This is a genomic window from Chryseobacterium pennipullorum (genome assembly GCF_003384725.1).
Taxonomy (GTDB): domain Bacteria; phylum Bacteroidota; class Bacteroidia; order Flavobacteriales; family Weeksellaceae; genus Chryseobacterium; species Chryseobacterium pennipullorum.
The window spans coordinates 208,485-230,631 of the sequence record NZ_QNVV01000002.1 but is presented as its reverse complement, the minus strand read 5'-3'; the positions used below and the strand labels follow the sequence as shown (position 1 = coordinate 230,631).

General features: G+C 39.0%; 13 protein-coding genes. 12 read left to right on the top strand and 1 reads right to left on the bottom strand.

Going from position 1 to position 22,147, the window contains the following annotated elements; all coding sequences use genetic code 11:
• Nucleotides 1–2: 2 nt before the first annotated feature.
• Both DRF67_RS03455 and DRF67_RS03450 read left to right on the top strand, forming a co-directional pair.
• Nucleotides 3–1,013 carry a DUF2931 family protein gene (locus DRF67_RS03455; protein ID WP_228435726.1) on the top strand — a complete coding sequence of 337 codons (1,011 nt, stop codon included), beginning with the start codon at nt 3–5 and terminating at the stop codon, nt 1,011–1,013.
• Nucleotides 1,014–1,110: 97 nt separating this feature from the next.
• Nucleotides 1,111–2,127, top strand: a complete 1,017-nt coding sequence (locus DRF67_RS03450; RefSeq protein WP_228435725.1) for a DUF2931 family protein — start codon at nt 1,111–1,113, stop codon at nt 2,125–2,127.
• A 172-nt stretch (nt 2,128–2,299) separates the two neighbouring features.
• Here the strand turns inward: DRF67_RS03450 and DRF67_RS03445 are convergent, their stop codons facing one another.
• The gene (locus tag DRF67_RS03445) at nt 2,300–3,262 is read right to left on the bottom strand and encodes a hypothetical protein (protein WP_115926681.1); all 963 of its coding nucleotides are present in this window, start codon (nt 3,260–3,262) and stop codon (nt 2,300–2,302) included.
• Between the two features lie 152 nt (nt 3,263–3,414).
• On the opposite strand from DRF67_RS03445, the gene DRF67_RS03440 reads away from it, so the two are divergent.
• The 10 genes from DRF67_RS03440 to DRF67_RS03395 all read left to right on the top strand — a co-directional run bounded on the left by DRF67_RS03440 (nt 3,415) and on the right by DRF67_RS03395 (nt 22,065).
• On the top strand, nt 3,415–3,855 hold the full coding sequence (locus tag DRF67_RS03440) for a T9SS type A sorting domain-containing protein (RefSeq protein ID WP_115926679.1): 441 nt from the start codon (nt 3,415–3,417) through the stop codon (nt 3,853–3,855).
• Between the two features lie 15 nt (nt 3,856–3,870).
• On the top strand, nt 3,871–10,377 hold the full coding sequence (locus DRF67_RS03435) for a polymorphic toxin type 23 domain-containing protein (protein WP_115926677.1): 6,507 nt from the start codon (nt 3,871–3,873) through the stop codon (nt 10,375–10,377).
• Between the two features lie 161 nt (nt 10,378–10,538).
• Nucleotides 10,539–10,898, top strand: a complete 360-nt coding sequence (locus tag DRF67_RS03430; protein WP_123912701.1) for a hypothetical protein — start codon at nt 10,539–10,541, stop codon at nt 10,896–10,898.
• Between the two features lie 204 nt (nt 10,899–11,102).
• Entirely contained in the window at nt 11,103–13,004 is a 1,902-nt protein-coding gene (gene dnaK, locus DRF67_RS03425) for a molecular chaperone DnaK (RefSeq protein ID WP_115926673.1), read from the top strand.
• A gap of 316 nt (nt 13,005–13,320) precedes the next feature.
• On the top strand, nt 13,321–16,041 hold the full coding sequence (locus DRF67_RS03420; protein ID WP_228435724.1) for a TonB-dependent receptor plug domain-containing protein: 2,721 nt from the start codon (nt 13,321–13,323) through the stop codon (nt 16,039–16,041).
• A gap of 25 nt (nt 16,042–16,066) precedes the next feature.
• Nucleotides 16,067–17,416: a DUF4876 domain-containing protein gene (locus tag DRF67_RS03415; protein ID WP_115927070.1), complete on the top strand. Its 1,350-nt coding sequence runs from the start codon at nt 16,067–16,069 to the stop codon at nt 17,414–17,416.
• The gene (locus tag DRF67_RS03410; RefSeq protein ID WP_115926671.1) at nt 17,406–18,998 is read left to right on the top strand and encodes a DUF6850 family outer membrane beta-barrel protein; all 1,593 of its coding nucleotides are present in this window, start codon (nt 17,406–17,408) and stop codon (nt 18,996–18,998) included. The genes DRF67_RS03415 and DRF67_RS03410 overlap by 11 nt, the downstream gene beginning before the upstream one ends.
• 4 nt (nt 18,999–19,002) lie before the next feature.
• Nucleotides 19,003–20,145, top strand: coding sequence for a cytochrome-c peroxidase (locus tag DRF67_RS03405; protein ID WP_115927068.1), 1,143 nt, complete (start codon nt 19,003–19,005; stop codon nt 20,143–20,145).
• A gap of 24 nt (nt 20,146–20,169) precedes the next feature.
• A complete protein-coding gene (locus DRF67_RS03400; RefSeq protein WP_115926669.1) occupies nt 20,170–20,652 on the top strand; it encodes a DUF4920 domain-containing protein in 483 nt (160 codons plus the stop codon).
• A 303-nt stretch (nt 20,653–20,955) separates the two neighbouring features.
• Nucleotides 20,956–22,065: a heparan-alpha-glucosaminide N-acetyltransferase domain-containing protein gene (locus DRF67_RS03395; protein ID WP_115926667.1), complete on the top strand. Its 1,110-nt coding sequence runs from the start codon at nt 20,956–20,958 to the stop codon at nt 22,063–22,065.
• The last annotated feature ends 82 nt before the right edge of the window (nt 22,066–22,147 follow it).

The following is a 22,147-nucleotide window of genomic DNA, read 5'->3' as shown; positions in this document are numbered from 1 at the left end:
AGATGGATGATAAAAAGATGGCATTTCAGGTGGAAATATCACAACCTGATAATAGATATCAGGTTACCCCTGTATTTGATAAAATAAAAACTTTAGAAGGAAACCGGGCAGGATTACCTTATGGAAGTTCTTCCGGGAATTGGGGGGACTCAGGATCATCATGGACGGAACAATATGGAACTCCTATTGGAGCAGATATTACTTATTATGCTGATTATGAAAATAAGTATTATCGATTGAATGTCGATTTTCCCGTAGATACTGTAAAGGCTTATATGGAGCGAGCTTATTCCAGATGGGATGATTTAAAAGGAGAAACTCAGGAATATAAGAGATTAGGTAGAGGATATAGTGCATCTAATGGAGTTAATGCTTATGACAGTTTTTCTACATTGGTGTTTGGTTTTGCTCCAAAAGGTATGGTTGTGATATGGCTCAATTTTGGAAATACCCGCATTGAACTGGGAAGATATCAGGCTCAGCCTGTTACAGATCCTGTAGAAATTGCCAAGGCAAAAGAAAAATATCTGGCGATGTATCGAATAAGTCCGGAACGTTATGCGGAGTCTCAGAAAGAATATTTTATTCCTGATGCCAGTCCCAAAGAATGGGATGATTACAGACAGCGCTATCATTGGCGTCCGGTGGTAACTTCTACAAATCCTAAATTCAGATTGCTTGAGGTGCTTAATTACACTTATAACGGAGAAAAAGAAGGCGCATTGAGACCATGGGTATTAAATATACCTTATAAGGAAAGAGCAATTCCTCAGGAAATGGTTTTTTTCTGGGAAACCGGAAAAGAAAAGCAGGAACAGCTGAATGCCCGTGCTTTTTTTAATTGGGAAAAAGCCAATGAAGCCTTTAAAGAAGCAGGAAATAAGGTTGATATGCAGGTGAAAATTTCTCCGGATAATGATTCTGTTGAAATTTTACTTAACGGTAAACCTTTGGAAACGGACAGTATTCGTATTTACCAATGGTCGGGGGATTATAAAGAAAGTTATAAGTAATCTGGATATTGACAGTTGTATGAGAATGAATATTAGACATGTCTTGCAGGGTATTTTATGTTTCATACTATGTATTCATTTAATACAATGTCAAAAGATGGATGAAAAAAAAATGGCTTTTCATGTTGAAATAAGTTCTCCTGGAACAAAATATAGAATAGAGCCTGTATTTGATAAAATAAAAACATTGGAAGGAAACCGTGCAGGATTGCCTTATGGTGGTAGCTCCGGAAACTGGGGCGATTCAGGATCATCATGGACGGAACAGTATGGAACTCCCATTGGAGCAGATATTACCTATTATTCAAGATATGAAGGGACAGAAACGTTTTATCGATTAAATGTGGACTTTCCAGTGGATACGATAAAGGATTATATGGAACGGGCTTATTCCAGATGGGATGATCTAAAAGGAGAAACTCAGGAATATAAGAGGTTAGGTAGAGGATATAGTGCATCTAATGGAGTTAATGCTTATGATAGTTTTTCTACTTTAGTCTTCGGTTTTGCTCCAAAAGGTTTGGTTGTGGTATGGCTTAATTTTGGAAATACCCGTATTGAATTGGGAAGATATCAGGCTCAGCCTGTTACAGATGCTGTAGAAATAGCCAAGGCAAAAGAAAAATATCTGGCGATGTATCGAATAAGTCCGGAACGCTATAAAGAAGAAATAAAGCTTGCTTTTATTCCTAATGCAAGTCCCAAAGAATGGGATGATTACAGACAGCGCTATCATTGGCGTCCGGTGGTAACTTCTACAAATCCTAAGTTCAGATTGCTCGAGGTGCTTAATTACACTTATAACGGAGAAAAAGAAGGAGCATTGAGACCATGGGTTTTAAATATGCCTTACAAAGAAAGAGCGATTCCTCAGGAAATGGTCTTTTTCTGGGAAACCGGAAAAGAAAAGCAGGAACAACTGAATGCCCGTGCTTTTTTCAATTGGGAAAAAACCAATGAAGCTTTTAAACAAGCAGGAAATAAGATTGATATGCAGGTGAAAATTTCTCCGGATAATGATTCTGTTGACATTTTACTTAACGGTAAGCCTTTAGAAACGGATAGTATCCGTATTTACCAATGGTCTGGGGGTTATAAAGAAAGTTATAAGTAATCCGGATATTAACAGTTGTATGAGAATGAATATTAGATATGTTTTGCAAGATGTTTGTGTTTTGTATGATATTTCGATTTTATACGATATCAAAAAATGCTTTCCATGTTGAGTTAAGCTTTGATTAATTTTAACAATTCTGAAAAGCATTTCAGGCAGAGGATAGCTTTTGCTAAAGATGTATTTTCAATATCTTTTTTATTTCTTCAACTTTTTTATACATTTTATTGAAGAAAATATATCTCGCTTTATTGTTGGAAGAAAGCCGTTCAGAATTCTTGAGAATAAGTTCCAGGCTTTTTTCGTAATTTCCACAGACTCTTTCATCCCATGTGTAGTAATAGCTCAGAATATTGTAGGGTAGAAAGAGCATTTTCTGGTCGGAGAATCTGATGAATACGCTGTTATTCATAATCAGCAGGTCATTTTGGTATAGGGTAAGGGAACCTTTTTTTTCACTGATGACTTCTTCTTCTATTTGAGTAAGCATTTCTGTAATTTCTTCGCATATTTTCAGTGCATTATCAGTTTCTATAAGTTCCAGTTGATGAAAATAAAGGATTTGCTCCAGAAGGGTATAGATGGTAATATTGCTCCATATCTCGGTGGAATTTACGTCCTTATAGACATTCGATAAGTGAACAGCTTTTTGATTGATTTTTTCAGGAATTTCAAAGCTTTCGAAGCTTATTCGTTGTGAAAAAAAGACAACATCCATCAGTTTGAGCCAGGCATAAATCTTGAATTTTCTCAGATGATCGAATCTCATGAAATAGAAAAGGGGAATATCTTTGGCGGCGTAAATGAATTCTACATCCGGAGTGTTGATGACCCTTTGCAGGTTTCGGATAGAGGATTCAAAATACATTTCCAAATCATCAATATTGTAGATGTCATGAATCTTGTTTAAAACGGCGTTGTTCAGATTTGAATTATGAATAAGATCCAGAGAGACTCCAAAATGGGATGCCAGAGAGATTCCTTCGTTTAAAGTGATGTGGCTTTTTCCGCTGATTCTTCTGTAGGCTGTGTCGTTGGAAAGTGCAAGTTTGTCAATCATGATGTCCACCAGGTTTTTCTTACCTCCGGATTCCTTTAAGAGTAAATCAAAAAGATTTTTTTGATAATTTTTCATGGCCAATAGTGTTTAGTATCAAAAATATCTAAAAAAAATAAATATCTGATGATTTTTAGATAATTAATCTTATTTATTGCATCCCATAGGATGCATTGTCCTTTCGTAGCTGATTTGTTTTCTGGACTTTTGTGTAGATTAAAATATTGCTCATGAGAAAAAATTTACTCTTAATTCTTTTCTTATTGGTTTCAATAGAAGGAATTAGATCACAAACTCTATCATTTGAATATGATAACGGGGGACATCAGATTGTAAGAAAGTACTGTGCCATGTGTCTGATTGCAGATAAACAGGCATCAGTGGATCAGCCGGCCGCTAAAAAGGAGTTTCCACCTCCGGAGTATCAGGTTAAGATTTATCCGAACCCAACCAAAGATAAGGCTACACTGGTCTGGTCTGCAGGGTTTGGGGCTATGATTGAGAAGGTGGAGTATATCGCCTACAACTTTACCCAATACCGGGAGCTTACATTTGATAAGAGAGAGAATAAGGTTGTTCTGGACCTTACGAATCAGCCAATTGGCATGTACGTGGTCGTTTTCCATTTGAATACCGGAGAAAAACTGACCTACAAAATACTAAAACAATAACCAAGACGACGTAACATGAGAATCAAATTCTACTTTTTAATAGCTCTGCTCTCAGCAGTAGGGCTATTTAACGGACAGTCTGTAGGGCAGACATCAGGGGATCTATCGGTATCTCCGAGCGGAGGAATGAGTTATACCATACCTATTGCCAATCTTCCGGGGATCAAGAATATTGCACCCAGTATTTCTTTATTTTATTCCAGCCAATCGGGAAACGGAGTTGCCGGATGGGGTTGGAGTATTGCCGGAATATCATCAATTACGCGGGTTGCTTCATCCAAGTTTCATGATGGATTGGTCGATGGTATTAATTATAATGATACCGACAGGTTTGCTTTTGACGGGCAGAGACTACTCCTGAAATCCGGGACCTATGGAGCAGATGGTGCCGAATACCAGACGGAGCAATATTCAAATATAAAAATTGTTTCCCATGGAAATATTGCGAACGGACCACTCTATTTCATGGTATATTACCCCGATGGTAAAACGGCAAAATATGGCGGTGAAAGTGGGTTTTTGGGAAGCAATACCTATGAATGGAAGGTTAATTATCTTGAAGATGCCCAGCAGAACAGAATCAAATTTGTCTATGACAGCTTCAATAGTTATATCTACATTAAAACCATTGAGTATGGTAACAATGCTTCTGTAAATCCGGATAGCAGTCCTAATAAGATTCAATTTTATTATAAAGATGCGGCGCGAACAGATCAGGCTTATATTTATGGTTCGCGTAGTATCTATTCTCACCGAAAGCTGGATCGGATAGACGTAACGGGAAATGGACAGATCTTCAGAAAATACCAGCTGACGTATGAGGTTACTTCCTTGAATTATGAAAAGCTGATCAGTGTCCAGCAGTATAATGGCAGTAATGAAGGGGTGAAGCCCGTTACTTTTGAATATGATCAGTCAGAGAATGGGATTACCAATAATTCCAAGACCATAACAGCCGTTTCTCCTGCATATGACCGCAGCAACTGGCAATATATTTCCGGATACTTTGATGGCGACAGTTCCATCGACTTCATGACGTATCCTAATTCCAGAGATCAGCTTTACAGATTCAATTCCGGACAATTGATCAACTCAAGTTCCAACGTTGCAGGGACAATGACCAATTTGGAAAAATTCAAGAATATTTTTTCTACAAAATTAGTCCTGCCCAATGATCAATTCTATAATCTGGATGCTATATCTACTGTTGTCAGCAATACTACGAGTCCGGTTACCAATACGGAAATTATTAAAATCAACAACTATATTCCGAATGCGGCTAATGCTCTTGATTTGTCATTTACCAATTCGTACCAGTTTCCAACGGCTATTAATGATAGATGTATTGTCATTAATGGAAGTAATACGTATTACTCCAATATTCCAAAAGAGTATTTTTCAGGAGATTTTGACGGAGATGGCGTTTCTGATATTGTCGCGGTGGCACGGCCTTATACTGTGGAAAGGACCTATTACTGTGGCCCTGCAAAGGTAGCTCCGGAAAACAGGCCGCCACCGGACTGTTGTTCCGAAGATGTGACGATTAATATATCTGAGGTTTTCTTACTGAAACTAAATCCTCATAATACAGCGGTACAGTCACCGGTGACAATGGGAGCCAATAGTGTGATTACCGCTGAATCCAGAATCTTTGTAGCAGACCTGGAAGGTGATGGGGTAGCAGATCTATATGTCGTTAATCCCGGAAGAATCTATGCATTTGGAACCAAGAATGGTGTTTTCATTCAAAAGGCTTCATTTTCTCATAATCTCATCAAAAAAGATTTTCCTTGTTACCTCTCAGACTTCAATGGGGATGGAAAAACGGATTTGGTATTTCCTATAGACAATGCCAATACCAATTGGTTCTTTATTGTAAGTTCCGGGGAGTCCTTTGAGAGCAGTGTAAAGGATATAGGAACCAATTATTTCAAACCGCAGATCATCAATACCTGCTATCCCGGACCATCACCCAACTCGCAGATCTGCGGGCATATGATGCAGACATTCTATTATACCTTTACAGATATTAATGGAGATGGAAAAGCGGACTTATTCTACCATGATGTGTTGACTCCCCATAATGTACCAGACTATGGGTCTGCCCAAAATGGAGCTTACTTAGCCTACGGAGATAATTACAGCATCAGAGACAGAGGCGGGGTTAAATACAACATGGGAACGAATGTGAATGGAATACCCACCTTCTCGGCCTATGTGGACGGTTGGCAAAATAATTATACTTATGGAGGTGCTATTAATAAAGGTACGCCAATATTCCTGAGTAATTCCAGCATTACCAACCAAAATCTTGATTATGCGTTTTTTGGAGGAGATAAAATAAAATATGTCTCATTCAAGAAGGATAACCGTATTGATATGACTTTAAAAAAAGTCAAGAGCAATGACCTTGTAACAGACATTACTTATGAGCTGGCTGTAGATACAGGAAGCGGTTCGGGTGCTTATATAGCTGACAATTCTGAACAATACCCTTATGTTAATCTCAATATTTCTCCCTCGTTAAAATTGGTGAAAAAAGTTGAAAAGAACTTTAATGGAGAGACAAAAATACAGGAATATCGCTATAAAGGTGCTGTAATGAATATGGCAGGGCTTGGTTTTGTAGGTTTTAAAGGAATTGCTACTTCTGCAGTATATGGTGGAACTATAACGCAGCCTTTATGGACGGTTTCTTTAAAGGACCCGCAGAAAAGAGGAGCGGTGAAAGAAACTTATCTGAATTCAACTCCGGATTTTAATTCTCCAAGCACCTTTGCTTCAAAAACAGTCAATAGCTATACTACTTCTTTACTGGGCAATAAGGTCTTTGTGAATTTGCTATCCCAGGTACAGCAGATAGATAAGCTGACGGGGACAACAGTCAATCAGTTCTATGATGTGTACGATGTTTATAATAATCCAAAAAAAACAAGGATGGTTGCCAACGGTGGCGAAAAGACTACTTTGGCCGATTATGAGAACAATCCTGCAGGAACCGGTAATCAATACTATATAGGACGTCCGGTAAAAAAGACCGAAACACAGGTGTTAGGTACTGATACCTTCGCTACAGAAATGCTTTTTACCTATACCAATGGTCTTGTTGTACAGTCCAGAAAAAAAGGAAATGGGACCGACTATCTCACCGAGGATTTTAAATATGACGTATTTGGCAATAATATTGAGAAAACTCTTTCCGCAGCCGGGGTCGCTCCAAGGGTAGAGAAGGTACAATATGATCCTTCTGGCAGGTTTGCCATTAAAACTACAGATATTTTAGGGAATACTTCTTTATTCACTTATGATTCTGACTTTGGAACATTACTGTCGAGAACAAATCATCTGGATCAAATGGTATCGTATGTTTATGATACTTGGCAGCGAAAGGCGCAGGAAAAGGATATCTATAACAATAGTACCCAATATTCTTATGAGTGGATTACGACAGGAGATTTTATGAATGGAGTAAAACTCAGAATAGCGGATGCCACAGGAGCAGTCAGGGAAACATATACGGATAACTGGGGCAGAAAACGTATTGAAAGAGAACTGTCGCTCAATAATAAGTGGATAGAGAAAAGGACAGATTACGATGTTCTGGACAGGGCTTATAAAGTGAGTGAACCTTATTTCTCCACAGCTACACCAATCAAATGGACAATTGCTGAATACGATGTATATGGAAGGACTGTAAAAAATACCTTTCCAACAGGAAAAATTATTACGACGTCCTATAACGGATTATCAGTAACGGTAGCGGATGCACAAAGAACGCAAACCATTACAAAGGACGAGTGGGGCAATAAAATTAAGATGACCGATAATGGAGGGATAATCAACTATACCTATTATGCCAATGGAGGATTGAAGACCTCAAACTATGCCGGTCACATCATAAACGTTGAGCAGGACGGCTGGGGTAGAAAGACCAAAATGTCCGATCCGTCTGCAGGTGGAGATTATACCTATCTCTATGATGGTATGGGGCAGCTTTTGAAAGAAGAAGGACCTAAAGGAGTGACAACCTATGTGTATGATGCTTATGGAAGAACAACCAAAAAAGAAGTGATAGGGGATAACACCGACATCAAGGTTACCTATAATTATACATCCAAAGGGCTCATTGCCTCCGAAGTAGGAACCTCCAATGGTGTGAATAACTCATACGAATACAAGTATGATAATTTTTACAGGGTTGTCGCTAGTGCAGAAAATAATGGGCTGGCCGTCTTTATAAAAAAATTCACCTATGATAGTTTTGGAAGGGCGAAGAGAGAAGTCAGAGACGTAACCTATGGAACCATGTCTAGTACTTTTGTGATTGATCATGTGTATGCATCCTGTGGAATACTCGCTGGTATCAATGATGGTAGCGGAAACCCGCTGTGGAAACTGTCTTCTATTAATGAAAAAGGCCAGGTGTTGAATGCGGCCTTTGGGAATGGAACAGACATCCGGAATATTTATAATGGGGACTATTTAACTTCAGTAAGACATAAGAATGCTAATGGCTTAGTTTTGATTAATGAGTATGACTTTGAGGCTTCTACAGGATTATTGAGAAAAAGAAGCAATGCTGCTATAACAAATCCGGCAGGAGGATGGGAGGAAAGCTTTGATTACGATAATATGTTGAGGTTGGTTTCCTGGAAAGATCCTAATGGAAATCAATCACAGACTTACGATACCTATGGAAGAATCGATAACAACAGTCTCGTAGGAGACTACAAATATTCGGATGGCAACCGGTATAGAAAGAAAGGTGTTAATCTTAATGCTGTGGGGAATGCTTATTATAGCGTCAACCAATTACAAACCATTTCATATAATGCCTTTAAGAATCCGGTAAGTATTATGCAGGATGGTAATGAAATGGCTAGATTTACTTACAATATTCATCAGTCGAGAGCATCTTCAGAATATAATTATGATAAGAATTTGTCATACTATGGAAAATATAAGATTTACTCTGACGATAGGACAGTTGAAATTATTGATAGCCCTTTTCCGGGAAGGGTAAATCCAGATTATGTAAGAACCAGAATTGTTACTTATATTGCTGGTGACCCTTATTCTGCTCCTGTTATTTATGTAAAAGATTTCAATTACAATGATGAGGTACTGAATGACGGAGTTCATTACCTTCATAGAGATTACCAGGGGACTATTCTTGCTATTACAAACAAAGAAGGAAAAGTGGAAGAAAGGAGGCAGTTTGATGCGTGGGGAAACCTGTCTTATCTTGAAAAGTTCGGTAAAAAAATTGATCTGAAAAAAGAAAAGCCAGATTTATTTATAGAGCGCGGCTACACAGGACATGAGCATTTCTTCCAGGTTGGGCTGATCCATATGAATGGAAGAATGTATGATCCCAAGCTGCATACTTTCTTGTCCGTAGATAATAATATCCAGGATCCATTTAACACCCAAAACTATAACAGATATGGATATGTGCTGAACAATCCGTTGATGTATATGGATGCAAGTGGTGAGATATTCTGGCTGGCGGTTTTAGCCGGGGCTATTATTGGTGCGGTTACCGGTGCCGCAAGTTACATAGGACAGGCAATACAGACGGGTGACTGGAGCTGGGGTAAATTTGGAATGTCTATTTTAGGCGGAGCCTTTACCGGAGCAGTCATGGGAGCTATTGCGCCCTATGCCATTCCGGCCGGTACATTGGGGGGCTTTGCATTGGCTGGGTTTATGAGCTCATTTATGCCTAGCTATAATATCGATATGGGTGGAGGGTTTAATTTTTCCATATCACCCGCAATAGCTTTTGGTAACGGAGTGAGTGTAGGAGCTAGTTTTAGTTTGTCTTATAAAAACGGAGATTTCGGATTTGCTGCCGGATTTGGGGTAAGCTATCAGTTTTCTCATACAGGAAGTGGTCTTAGCGGCTGGGAGTACAGAAAATCAATAATGGCAGGAACATTAGGTACAGAAGGAAACCTGGGAATAATGTTGGGGACAAATATCTGGAGTGGTTTACACGCTCAGCAGATCGGAGTTATAAAACTGGTAAGCGGAGACTTTTCCTTGTCGTATGAAAATGATGGAGCTCCATTTGGTAAGATTGGATTAGGAGATAATAATGACAGTCATAGGACGGCTGCAATGTCTTTGTCAATAGGGAGCTTCCGTGCAGGATTCAATTTATTTACCGGAGAGAGAAATAGCTCTACTTATGAAGAAGATCCTGAAAATAAAAGGAAATATCAATTTGATTACAAAGAAATGAGAAAATACGGAAAAGATGATTACCTTGCAGGAGCATATGGGGAAAAATATACCCATGGCCTGGTTGAAGAGACGGGTCCCAAATACCGTTTAGGAGCAGCTTATGTTGGCTGGGGTAATTACCGGGTTGGGGTAAACTCTGAGTGGGTACGGCATGCTATTCAAAATGTACTGGCCCACCGCTGGATTTCTCCACAGCCGGCATTTCAAATGATGTCAAATTCGTGGGGTCCTTACCTTCAGTATCAAACCGTAAATCAGTTTACATCATGGTAAAACAAAAAATAGCAATTGGATTTCTTCTCTTTCTGTCTTTTTTTTCTGTATTTTCTTGTCAATCCAGAGAATATGAGGGTATTAAAAATAGACTTTTAAAAAAAATAGAAGGTTTTCAAACTGCAAATTTTCCGCTTCTATATTTTGACAAGTTGTATATCATGGAAGGAACCTACCTTACCAAAGGAAAATTCAACCTGGTTCCGCCCAAACTTGAAATAAGCAGAGGCTCGGATCAGAAACATTATGAAGACTATATTATTTTCAATAGCAATGGTACGGTAGAGAAGTTATATGCTGAAAATGTGAAAGCAGCTCATCAATTGCTTGAAAGACAGGATCCATCAGGTCTTTATGGGATAATATACTCTAAAGGAGATAAACTTTTTATTGAGGCGATACAAGCATTTAAGATGGGTGGTGGATATGGAACTTACAAACAGGAAATTAAATTTGATCACCATAAAGTTCTTATCCAGAATGGAGCTAATTGTTCTGTTTATGTACCTGCTGAAAAATAGTAAGCATCATCATGTGGTTCATTATATGCTGACACATTCAGTCTTTAAAAAATGATTTTTTTTCCTAATTATAATAGGTAAACCCCGATTCAATCGGGGTTTTTGTTTTTATGCTGTCATTTTGTCACAAAATTTTAAATGGTACAGATATTGAGAAATTGAGAGTGTAAATTAAATTAAAAAATAGAAAAAATATAAAATATTATGAGTAAAATAATTGGAATTGACTTAGGAACAACCAACTCTTGTGTTGCTGTGATGGAGGGGAAAGACCCTGTTGTTATCCCTAACGCAGAAGGTAAAAGAACAACACCTTCTATCGTAGCCTTTACAGAAGATGGTGAAAGAAAAGTAGGAGATCCTGCAAAAAGACAGGCTGTAACGAATCCAACAAAGACTGTTTACTCTATCAAAAGATTTATCGGGACACACTTTAAAGATGATGCTTCTGAAATCACAAGAGTACCTTATAAAGTGGTTGCCGGACCAAACGATACCGTAAAAGTAAAAATCGACGATAGAGAGTATACTCCACAGGAGATCTCTGCAATGACGCTTCAGAAAATGAAGAAAACTGCTGAAGATTATCTTGGACAGGAAGTAACCAGAGCAGTAATCACTGTTCCTGCCTACTTCAACGATGCACAGAGACAGGCTACCAAAGAAGCCGGTGAAATTGCCGGTCTTAAAGTAGAAAGAATCATCAACGAACCTACAGCTGCAGCATTAGCGTATGGTCTTGATAAAAACCATAAAGATCAAAAAATCGCAGTATATGACCTTGGAGGTGGTACTTTCGATATCTCTATCCTTGACCTTGGAGACGGTGTATTCGAAGTATTATCTACTAATGGGGACACGCACCTTGGAGGGGATGACTTTGATGATGTGATCATCAACTGGATGGCTGATGAGTTCAAAGCAGAAGAAGGAGTAGATTTAAAATCTGATGCCATCGCATTACAGAGATTGAAAGAAGCTGCTGAAAAAGCAAAAATTGAATTATCTTCTTCTCCACAGACTGAGATCAACTTACCTTACATTACTGCTACTGCTACAGGTCCTAAGCACTTGGTGAAGACTTTAACCAAAGCTAAATTTGAGCAATTATCTGCTGACCTTGTAAGAAGATCTATGGAGCCGGTTGCTAAAGCATTAAAAGATGCTGGTTTATCCACTTCTGATATCGATGAAGTAATCTTGGTAGGTGGTTCTACAAGAATCCCGATCATCCAGGAAGAAGTAGAAAAATTCTTCGGTAAAAAACCATCTAAAGGAGTAAACCCGGATGAGGTGGTAGCTATCGGTGCTGCAATTCAGGGAGGTGTATTGACAGGAGATGTGAAAGATGTATTGCTTCTTGACGTTACCCCGCTTTCTTTAGGTATTGAAACAATGGGTTCTGTATTCACAAAATTGATTGAAGCAAATACTACGATCCCAACTAAAAAATCTGAAGTATTCTCTACAGCTTCTGACAATCAGCCGGCTGTAAGTATCAGAGTAGGACAGGGAGAAAGATCTATGTTCAACGATAACAAGGAAATCGGTAGATTTGATCTTACAGATATCCCGCCAGCACCAAGAGGAGTTCCTCAGATCGAAGTAACTTTCGATATTGATGCCAACGGTATCCTAAGCGTATCTGCTAAAGATAAAGGAACTGGAAAAGAGCAGACTATTAAAATTCAGGCTTCTTCAGGTCTTTCTGACGAGGAAATCGAAAGAATGAAAAAAGAAGCTCAGGAGAACTCTGCAGCAGATGCTAAGAAAAAAGAAGAAGTTGAAATCTTCAACAAAGCTGACGGATTGATCTTCCAGACGGAAAAACAATTGAAAGAATTCGGTGAAAAACTTTCTGCTGACAAAAAAGCAGCGATCGAAGCCGCTCACGGAGAATTAAAAACAGCTTTCGAAGCTAAAAATGCTGATGATGTAAAAGCTAAAACTGAAGCTTTAGACGCAGCATGGATGGCTGCTTCTGAAGAATTGTATGCAGCAGGTCAGCAACCTGGTGCTGATGCAGGAGCCGGAGCTCAGAATCCTGGAGGTAATGCAGGAGGTGCAGATGATGTACAGGATGCAGACTTCGAAGAAGTAAAATAATAGATGTAAGGAATACTAACATTCAATTATAAATCAAACCCGCAGTAAATTTTTACTGCGGGTTTTTTTGTATTGCAGGAAGATTAATATACTTTTTTAATTCAGTGATCACATTGGATATGAATCAAAGCTATTATGTATTTCAACCGGTGAGATACCACGTTTTTGTGAATGATTTTTGTTTTTTTATTCTTTATATAGGGAATTGTTTGCTTGTAATAATTTGTTTTAAGAAAAAATAACTAAGATAATTTTAAAAATACATTCTTTATTTAGAATAATTATAATTAATTTTGCGGCTCTAAATATTCTAAGGGTGAAAGTATCGTTATTAGCAGCTGTTGCATTTTTGACAACCGGCGGATGGGCGTCTGCCCAGACAATGGAGTTTCTTCAGAATGGCAAGCTCAGAAAAGCTGAGCTCCTGAGAGACGGGATCAAAAACTGTAAATTAATGGAAGTAAATAAGAATGTAACCATATTGACGGGAAAATGTCAGATTACTTTTTACAATACCAATTATAAAAAAGAAACCCTTGTTATCAATGATGGTGAAAAACTGGAACTGAGATTTCGGCCTTTGGAAGAATTTCCTTACAAGCGAACAGAAATCAGAATTGAAGGGGTAGAGTTGACAGCAAAGAAGAAAAATTTTTCCGAAATTGCGATCAGACAGGAAGCTCTTCAGAATTTACAGTCTTTTTCTATTGGAGATGTTCTTCAGCAGCTACCGGGACAATTTGTACAGAAGTTTGACAATACCCAGTTTAAAAATATCGTTTTCAGAACAGCGAGTGGTCCTTCAATAACAGGTTCCGCAGGAGTGCCAGCAGGGGATGATTTTGGAAACAGGGCGTTTGGAGTACAATTAATGGTTAATGATATTGCTTTATCCAATAACGAAAATATGCAGAGCTATGATTCTGCCAACAGTGGACCGTTCGGATTAAGCTTCAATACATCAACCCGTGGAGGGAATCTGACGCCCGGCCAACCGAATTATGGAGTGGACTTACGGGAAATACCTACAGAAAATATCGAAAGTATAGAAGTCATTCAGGGAATCCCGGATGCCAAATACGGAGATTTGACCTCCGGTCTTATCAAGGTCAATACCATAGCTAAATCTTCGCCTCTCAGATTGGACGCTTCCCTAAGAGAAGGGACGTACCAGATAGGACTTACGAAAGGCTTCGGCATTAATCCTATGAACGCACTGAATGTTTCTGTAGACTACATGAATTCACTTTCTGATCCCAGAACCAACCTTGTAGGTTATGACCGAACAAGTGTGAACCTGCTGTGGTCATCCAAAAGCAAAAGCGGCTTGCGGAACAAATTGTCACTGTCTTACACCACCAATACCAGTAAAGGGAAAAGGGACCCTGATGATATTAATGGAATGATCATCAATGTGGATAATAAAAGTTTTTCATTGGGGAATAACATCAGTTATAATTTCAGTAAGTACGGAACAAAATCCTTTTTCAAGACCATCAGTGCAGATATAGGAATGAGCTATGCATCACAGTTTACAGAAAGAAGATATTGGCTAAACCAGGGAGCACGGCCTTACGGAAATGCTGCTGGAAATGATGTGTACTATGCTCCCTATACTCCGCCGAGCTACGAAAACCAGGCTTTTGCAGATGGAAAGCCTCTTAACATTTATACCAATGTGAGTGTGAATGGAAATAAAATGACCGCATCCAAATGGGTGCATTTATACAGCATGGGGGTCAACTTCCGGTACGGGAACAATCTGGGTAAAGGCAGATACGGAACTGCCGGACAGTTTACTACAATGACAGCAGTAGGCCAAAGTTCAGACGGTATGCGTGACTTCAATTTCCGGGATAATGTGTATGCCACCAAACAGTATGCATTCTATATTCAGGATAATATTACCAAAGGGTTTAAAAACAGACATATCTTCAAAGCTAATGTCGGACTCCGTTATGATCTTCAGAATTCTTATTCCACAGTGTCTCCCAGGGTGAATACTTCCTATCAGATGGGGAAATTTTTGGTAAGGGGAGGCGTAGGGCTTACTTCCAAAGCTCCGTCGCTCAATCAACTGTATACAGCTCCCAGATATTTTGACTTCCTTTTAGGAGATTATCGTTTACCTGGATATTATTCCGCAGCGATCATGCAGACGGTAGTCACGCCGGGAGACAATGCAGATCTAAAGCCTTCACGAAGCTGGAAAACTGAAATTGGTGTAGATTACAGGTTTCCTTTTGCAACCGTTAACCTGACAGCCTATTACAATAAACTCTTTGATGGTTTTACAACCATGACCGTTCCTAAAATGATGGACAAAGCGAAAGTAGATGTGACGATAACAGGAACAGAAGTACCCACCTTTGAGATCGTAGGAACTGAAAAATTTAATTATCTCCAGAACAGAATTGTTAATGGATTCCAGTCAGTAGATAAAGGTCTTGAACTTATGGCCAGTTTCAACAAAATAGAGGCCTTGAACCTGGTTGTAGGATTTAATGCAAGTTATGTAGAAACTTCGGGCCAGAAAGATGAAGGCCTTTACCGGTTTGAGGCTCCTGAAATCATGGATAAGAATTTTCAATACGGAATCTATAACGATAGTAAAAACAAAAGCTCCATGGCCAGAGCAAGCTTCAGTTTCGACTATCACCTTGCTTCTTCAGGGTTGATTATAGGTCTGCGAACAGATCATTTTCTCTCAGACAGAAAGCTGACAGGAGCTAATGATATCTACCCGATAGGTTACCTCAGACATGATGGGGAAATACATATGATTGCGGAAGGTGACCGGACTAATCCGACATACCAGAACCTTTTTCTGAAGCCTACTTCAGAAAAGCTTTCCGGATTATATAATAAGACCCTGCACAACATACATCTTCGTGTAACCAAGGATTTTCTAAGTGGCTTCAGACTGTCGGTGTATGTAAGTAATGTTTTCAACCTTAAAGCCTACGATGAAAGAGGATATGTATATGCCAACTTTGCTTCTACCTCATTCGGAGCCAATATTTCTTACAGATTTTAATCATAATACAAAAAAATATAAAACAATGAAGCGATTAATACTACTACTGATTATCCCTGTTCTTGCCCTTATAGGATGCAGCAGAGATGATGACTTTGGAGGAAACAACGAGATCAAACCAGTACCTTTTACCGTGAATGTCAAATATGATGCTTCGAAATATCCCAATGTTGCAGACAAAGGAGTGGCCAATGTTACACTTACGCTCGAAAACTCAGCAACAGGAGATAAAATTACCGGAAAAACGGATGCTAATGGAGATCTTAAACTGACAGCGGTGCTGCCGGGGAATTACAGTATCAAAGCAGAGCTTCAGATGAAGAAAAACGATTATGAGCAGGAGATCGGCCAGGAAACGACCTATGATATTGTCTATTTCGGAGGATTTCAGGAAAAAGTAACCGTTAATGCCAATATATCTGAGGCCATCGTTAGAATTTCCAGCGGAAATCTCAGCGACCTTGTGATCAAACAATATTACTATGCCGGTTCAGATACAAAACTGGGAGCCAATCTCAGAGACCAGTTCATTGAAATTCATAACAATTCTGATCAGACCATTTATGCTGACGGTTTATACCTGGTTTTCCTGGAAGGGAATATCAATAACAATGTGACCAATTATACCCTGCCTAGCGGGCAGTATAACTGGAGCCTTACAGCTGGAGGAGGTACCGCTGCCAATACAGATTATGTGTATTCCAATATATTTATCAGAATTCCCGGAAACGGCACACAGTATCCAATATTACCTGGAAAAAGTATTGTTGTAGCACAGACAGCAGTTAATCACAAGGCACCTTATGATGATATCAACGGCAAAGCGATAGGGATACAGAAGCCCGAACTCACTGTAGATCTTAGTCAGGCAGACTTTGAAACGTATATGGGAGCTTATAATATCAGTATTGGTAAAAAGCCGTTTGCATGGGATATTCAGAATATTGCCGTACCGGACATGCTGATTTCTTATTGGAGCATTGCTTCCAATGATTTGATTCTTAACGTTAATTCTATGTTGGGACTCGGGATTCTGAGTGCTACAGATGCCGAAGTGGCCAGCTGGAAAAAAGTAGCGGCTCCCAAGGCTCCTAACGGTACTTTATTCTTGCAGATTCCTAAAAGCTATATCATAGACGGTATTGATATTACTGATAAAGAACAGAAAGCACCGAAAGATTTTCCGTCTGATATTGATGCGTCAAGAACTTTTATAACCGATAAACTTGGATTGGCGGAAGGTACTTTTTCAGGACTTTCTGTAATCCGTAAAACGAAGGAAATCATCAACGGACGCATCGTATTGCAGGATACCAATAATTCTGCCAATGATTTTGTAACGATTAAAGCAAACCCTAGAGGATATGCAAATTAAAAAAAAGGAAACGATAAAGTTTTTTCAGTTCAGTATGCTGGGATTGGTTGCTATGGGCAGCCAGTTCCTTCATGCTCAGACTACCCATCTGGACAGCATCAATATGAGTGCTGTAGAGAAAAATATCAGGATAGAAAATCCGTATATTTCTTTTTTTCAGCATTTGGATTTCTCACGGACAAGCTTTCAGTTTTCATCAACAAATCAAAATTTTAAGAGGGTTCAGACTCCGGAAAAAATAGGAAGCTTTGTTTTTCAATCCGAGGGGGCCTACAAGCTTAATGATAAAATTGCCCTCTCCGGAAGGCTACAGGCTGATAAAACAACCGAAGAAAATGTTCCGTATATCCTGAGTGACGAAAGAACTACCCATTCTTCATTTATTTATAACCCTTCCTACTATTGGGTGCCCCGCGCAGCAAGATGGCAGAAGCAAAGTTATTTTATCAACGGGCAGTTGGCATACAATCCAATAAAGCCGGTGATTGTACAGATAGGAGGACAAGGAAGATATGCCAAATCTTACCGCCAAAATGCTGATCCGCGGCCGAAGGTGGATGATTATGATTATAAGGCCTTTGCGAAGTTAGGATTAAAGTGGAGACAGCATACTCTATTCGGAAAACTAAGCTATGTAAACCATTATAAGAATAACGATATCATGTTTGTGGATCTCAAAGGCAATGTACCGGCGAGTGACAGCACCTACATCCGTTATAATGAAGGGTATGGTAATCAGTACATCGGAAATACCCAGTTTAAAACATCAGAATACAAAATGGACGGTTATATCTGGGGTGGAGAATATGCCTTCAATAATGCAACGACCCATTTTTCTGCCGGGTATGATTATAAAAATGTGATAGAACGTTTTTACAGGGTATTTGAATACCAGGATGCCAGTTACAACTATCATAAAGAATATACCAAATATTCTGGTTTGAAAACAGATCTGCACAGTTTCTACCTTAATTTTTTAGGAGATTACAACGGGAAAAAATGGGCTTCTTCGGTAACGTACCGGGACCAATTGGATACAAATTACAACTATCCCCTGGAGTATCGCACCTACCGTTTGGAACAGCAGAATGTTTCCTGGCAGAACAGTGTGACATGGTTTAACTATAAAAACGAAATATTTAAAGTTATTTTGGACGCGGATTATGGGAAAAACCATGTAAAGGATTTGTCTGTGGTAATGGATAGAAAACTTTCATTCTTTAACTATCGGATCGGAGCAGAAAAAGAATTTGCCCTGATGCCTTCTCACAAATTATCTGTAGGAATTACCCAGAGTCTGTATTTCCCACTGAAAAAAGAATTTAACTATGAGCCCTTCCAAAGCTCAAAAGAGAATATCTTTGTAACCAAAATTGCACAGCCGGATTTTGCCTACGATGCAACGTCCAAAATGGGCCTTACCTTCAATGCAGGGTATAGTTTTGATAAAACCAAAATCCGGTATGAATTGTTTGGCAGCTTCACTCAGATCTGGCTGATGAACGGAACTTATAAAAATGCAGTAAATTACAACGGAAAAGCCAATCAGATCGCATCTGTAGGGCTGAATGTTTATTATTAAAAAAATGAAAGACAGATATCTCGCTATTCTGGCGATTGCTGGGGTAGCATGCCTGCTAAGCTATACTTCAAGTGATCCTGCCGGATATACCGTCGAAGAACTGCGTACACTGTACAGCAGCGGAGACCAGTCCAAATGGCCTGTACCGCATTTATTTGATGAGGCTAAAGAGGGATTTAAGGATATCGGGCCTTTACCCGACATGACATTTCCCAAAGACAATCCTTACTCAGAAGATAAAATGGAACTTGGAAAAATGTTATTCTTCGATCCAAGACTCTCTAAAAGCGGACAAATCTCATGTGCGAACTGTCACAATCCGGAGATCGGATGGTCTGATGGAAGCCGGGTTTCTTTTGGGCATGACCGCCAGACAGGAACCAGAAATGCACCTACCTTAGTGAATATAGGGTTTGCCAAAACATTTTTCTGGGACGGCCGCTCATCAACTCTGGAAGAGCAGGTGAAAGCTCCGATAGAGAATCCGGTAGAAATGAATCTCCATATGTCACTGGCTGCTAAAAATATCAGGAAAATTAAAAATTACAGGCCGTTCTTTGTAAAGGCTTTCGGAAGTGAAGAAGTAACGGAAGATAAGATTGCAAAAGCCATTGCAACATTTGAGCGTTCCCTGATAAGCCCACCATCGAAATTTGATAAATTTGTTTCGGGTAAAAAGGATGCACTGACAGATGCTGAAGTAAACGGGCTTCACCTGTTCCGTACCAAAGCGAATTGCGTCAACTGCCATAATACACCCTATTTTTCGGATCAGAAATTCCATAATCTGGGGCTTACATATTACGGGAGAAAATATGAGGATTTGGGCCGTTATGCAGTCACTCAGAAAAATGAAGATGTGGGAAAATTCAAGACCCCTACACTTCGAGAAGTATCCGAAAACAAACCGTATATGCACAACGGGCTTTTCCCCGAACTGGCTAATATCGTTATGATGTATAATGCGGGAATGGGCCGCGAAACCCCAAAGGGAAATCAGATAAACGATCCTAAGTTTCCTCACAAATCAGGGATGGTGGAAAAGCTAAATTTAACCGATGAGGAAATTTTTGATATCGTTGCTTTCTTAAAAAGCCTGAACAGCTACAAATACAAAATGCGTCCACCGGAATTACCAAAATCATAATATTCACATTAAACAAAAAGAAAAATGAAAAAACTATTATCACTAGGATTCTTTGTACTGAGTATCGTCATTTTTGCCCAATTGCCTGAAGGAAATGCCAACGCAGGCGATGCGTATGGTGCCGGTGTATCTTCTGATAAGGAGGCAAAAGCCGTTTCTATGCAGCATTTAACAGAGATCCTGAATACAAAACCTGTAGTGGAGGAAGTAACCATTAAAGGAAAAGTGACCGATGTATGTCCTAAAAAAGGATGTTGGATCACACTGGAAAATCCTGAAAAAACAAAGGTTTTTGTTAAAATGAAGGACTATGCCTTTTTCCTTCCCGCAGCAATCAAAGGAAAAACAATTGTATTGGACGGTAAGGCCGAACTGAAGAAAACTTCAGTGGAAGAACTCCGTCATTATGCTGAAGATGCTAAAAAATCTCCTGCTGATATCGCCAAAATTACAGAGCCTGCCACTGAAATCAGATTACTGGCAACAGGAATTAAAGTGATTCAGTAAGAACTGTCTCGTAAATAATTGATCTTAAACCTCTTTCAAGCTATTGAAAGGGGTTTTTTAATTGCTGATCATGTTTTCCTATGACTTTAAATGAGTCTGACGTTTTTCCTTTATTCTTCCGGTTCTATTGCTATGTTTTTATCGAAATCTGATATTTTACGGAAATATACTTAGAAAATTGATGTTATGGTTTAAATGTGTATATTTGTTTTTATTTAGAATAAATAAAAATATTATAAGAAAATCTTCCTGCCTTGCAAGCTAACAGGCATTTTTACACCACTTTTTAAAAATTAAAAAACTATGGAACAACAAAGCAAAAGAATCCTGACTTTGGACTTAATAAAAGGAATGAGCGTGATAGGGATGATCATCATCCATACTTTACTGATCTATGCCAATGTAAAATCGCAATCAGAAACGGCTATTGGCAGTTTTATTGTTTTTTTGGGCCGGGGAACTTCTATTTTTTTAATCTGTATGGGAATCACCTTTATGACTTCCAGCCACCAGAGTCTTACAAGCTCATTGAAGCGAGGCTTTTTACTCGTATTTGCAGGTCTGTTTATGAACTTTATGAAGTTTATGATTCCTGTTATTTTTGGGTTTGCACCGGATAATTTTATTCAGAAGTATGGCTGGGATGCTCCGATTGAACAGCAGTACGTGTATCTGGTTCTCCTGGGAGATATTTTACAGTTGGCTGGGATGTCTTTATTGTTTGTAGGCTTTATCAGGAAATACGTAACCAATAAATATGGAATTCTGGCTATTGGGTTGATCGTAGCATTGGTATCCCGTGAAATGAGCGGGATTACCGTGGATTATCCCGTGATCAATTATATTTTGGATCTTCTATTCAATACTAATTATCCTGCCTACGTGTATTTTCCTGTCTTTCCGTGGATGTCTTTTATTATCATCGGGATGTTTTTTGGAAAATGGTTTATGGAGCTCAATTATAACAGCAGTAAGCTGTTCAGAAATATGCTGTATACCGGCCTTGTATTTGTTGCACTTGGAGCACCTCTTGTCTTTATCTACAGCGACTATAATTATAACGGTTTTTATCACATGGGACCTGGAGGCGTTATTTATTTTGCAGGATGGACCATGATTTTCCTATGGATTATTTTCAGACTCACATCCGGAAGTAAAGAAAATGGATGGATGAGGCTGTTAAAGTATTGCAGCAGAAACCTGACATCGATGTACATGATTCAGTGGATACTAATTTCATGGGGGAAGGGTATTTTCGGCTACAGGCAGCACAGCATCGGATATGTATTGCTGCTGATTGTATTTTATATCTTCCTGACATTTGCGGTCCAGATGCTCGTAGATCTGATTAGAAAAAAGAAACCTTTCATTTCTTTCCGGCCGTTTCCAGCGGATAAAACTGCACTGAAATAACAGGCGTATAATGATCATTGAATATAAAACAGGAGCAAATTGGCAGTGAGCAGATTTGCTCCTGTTCCTTTATAGCTATAAA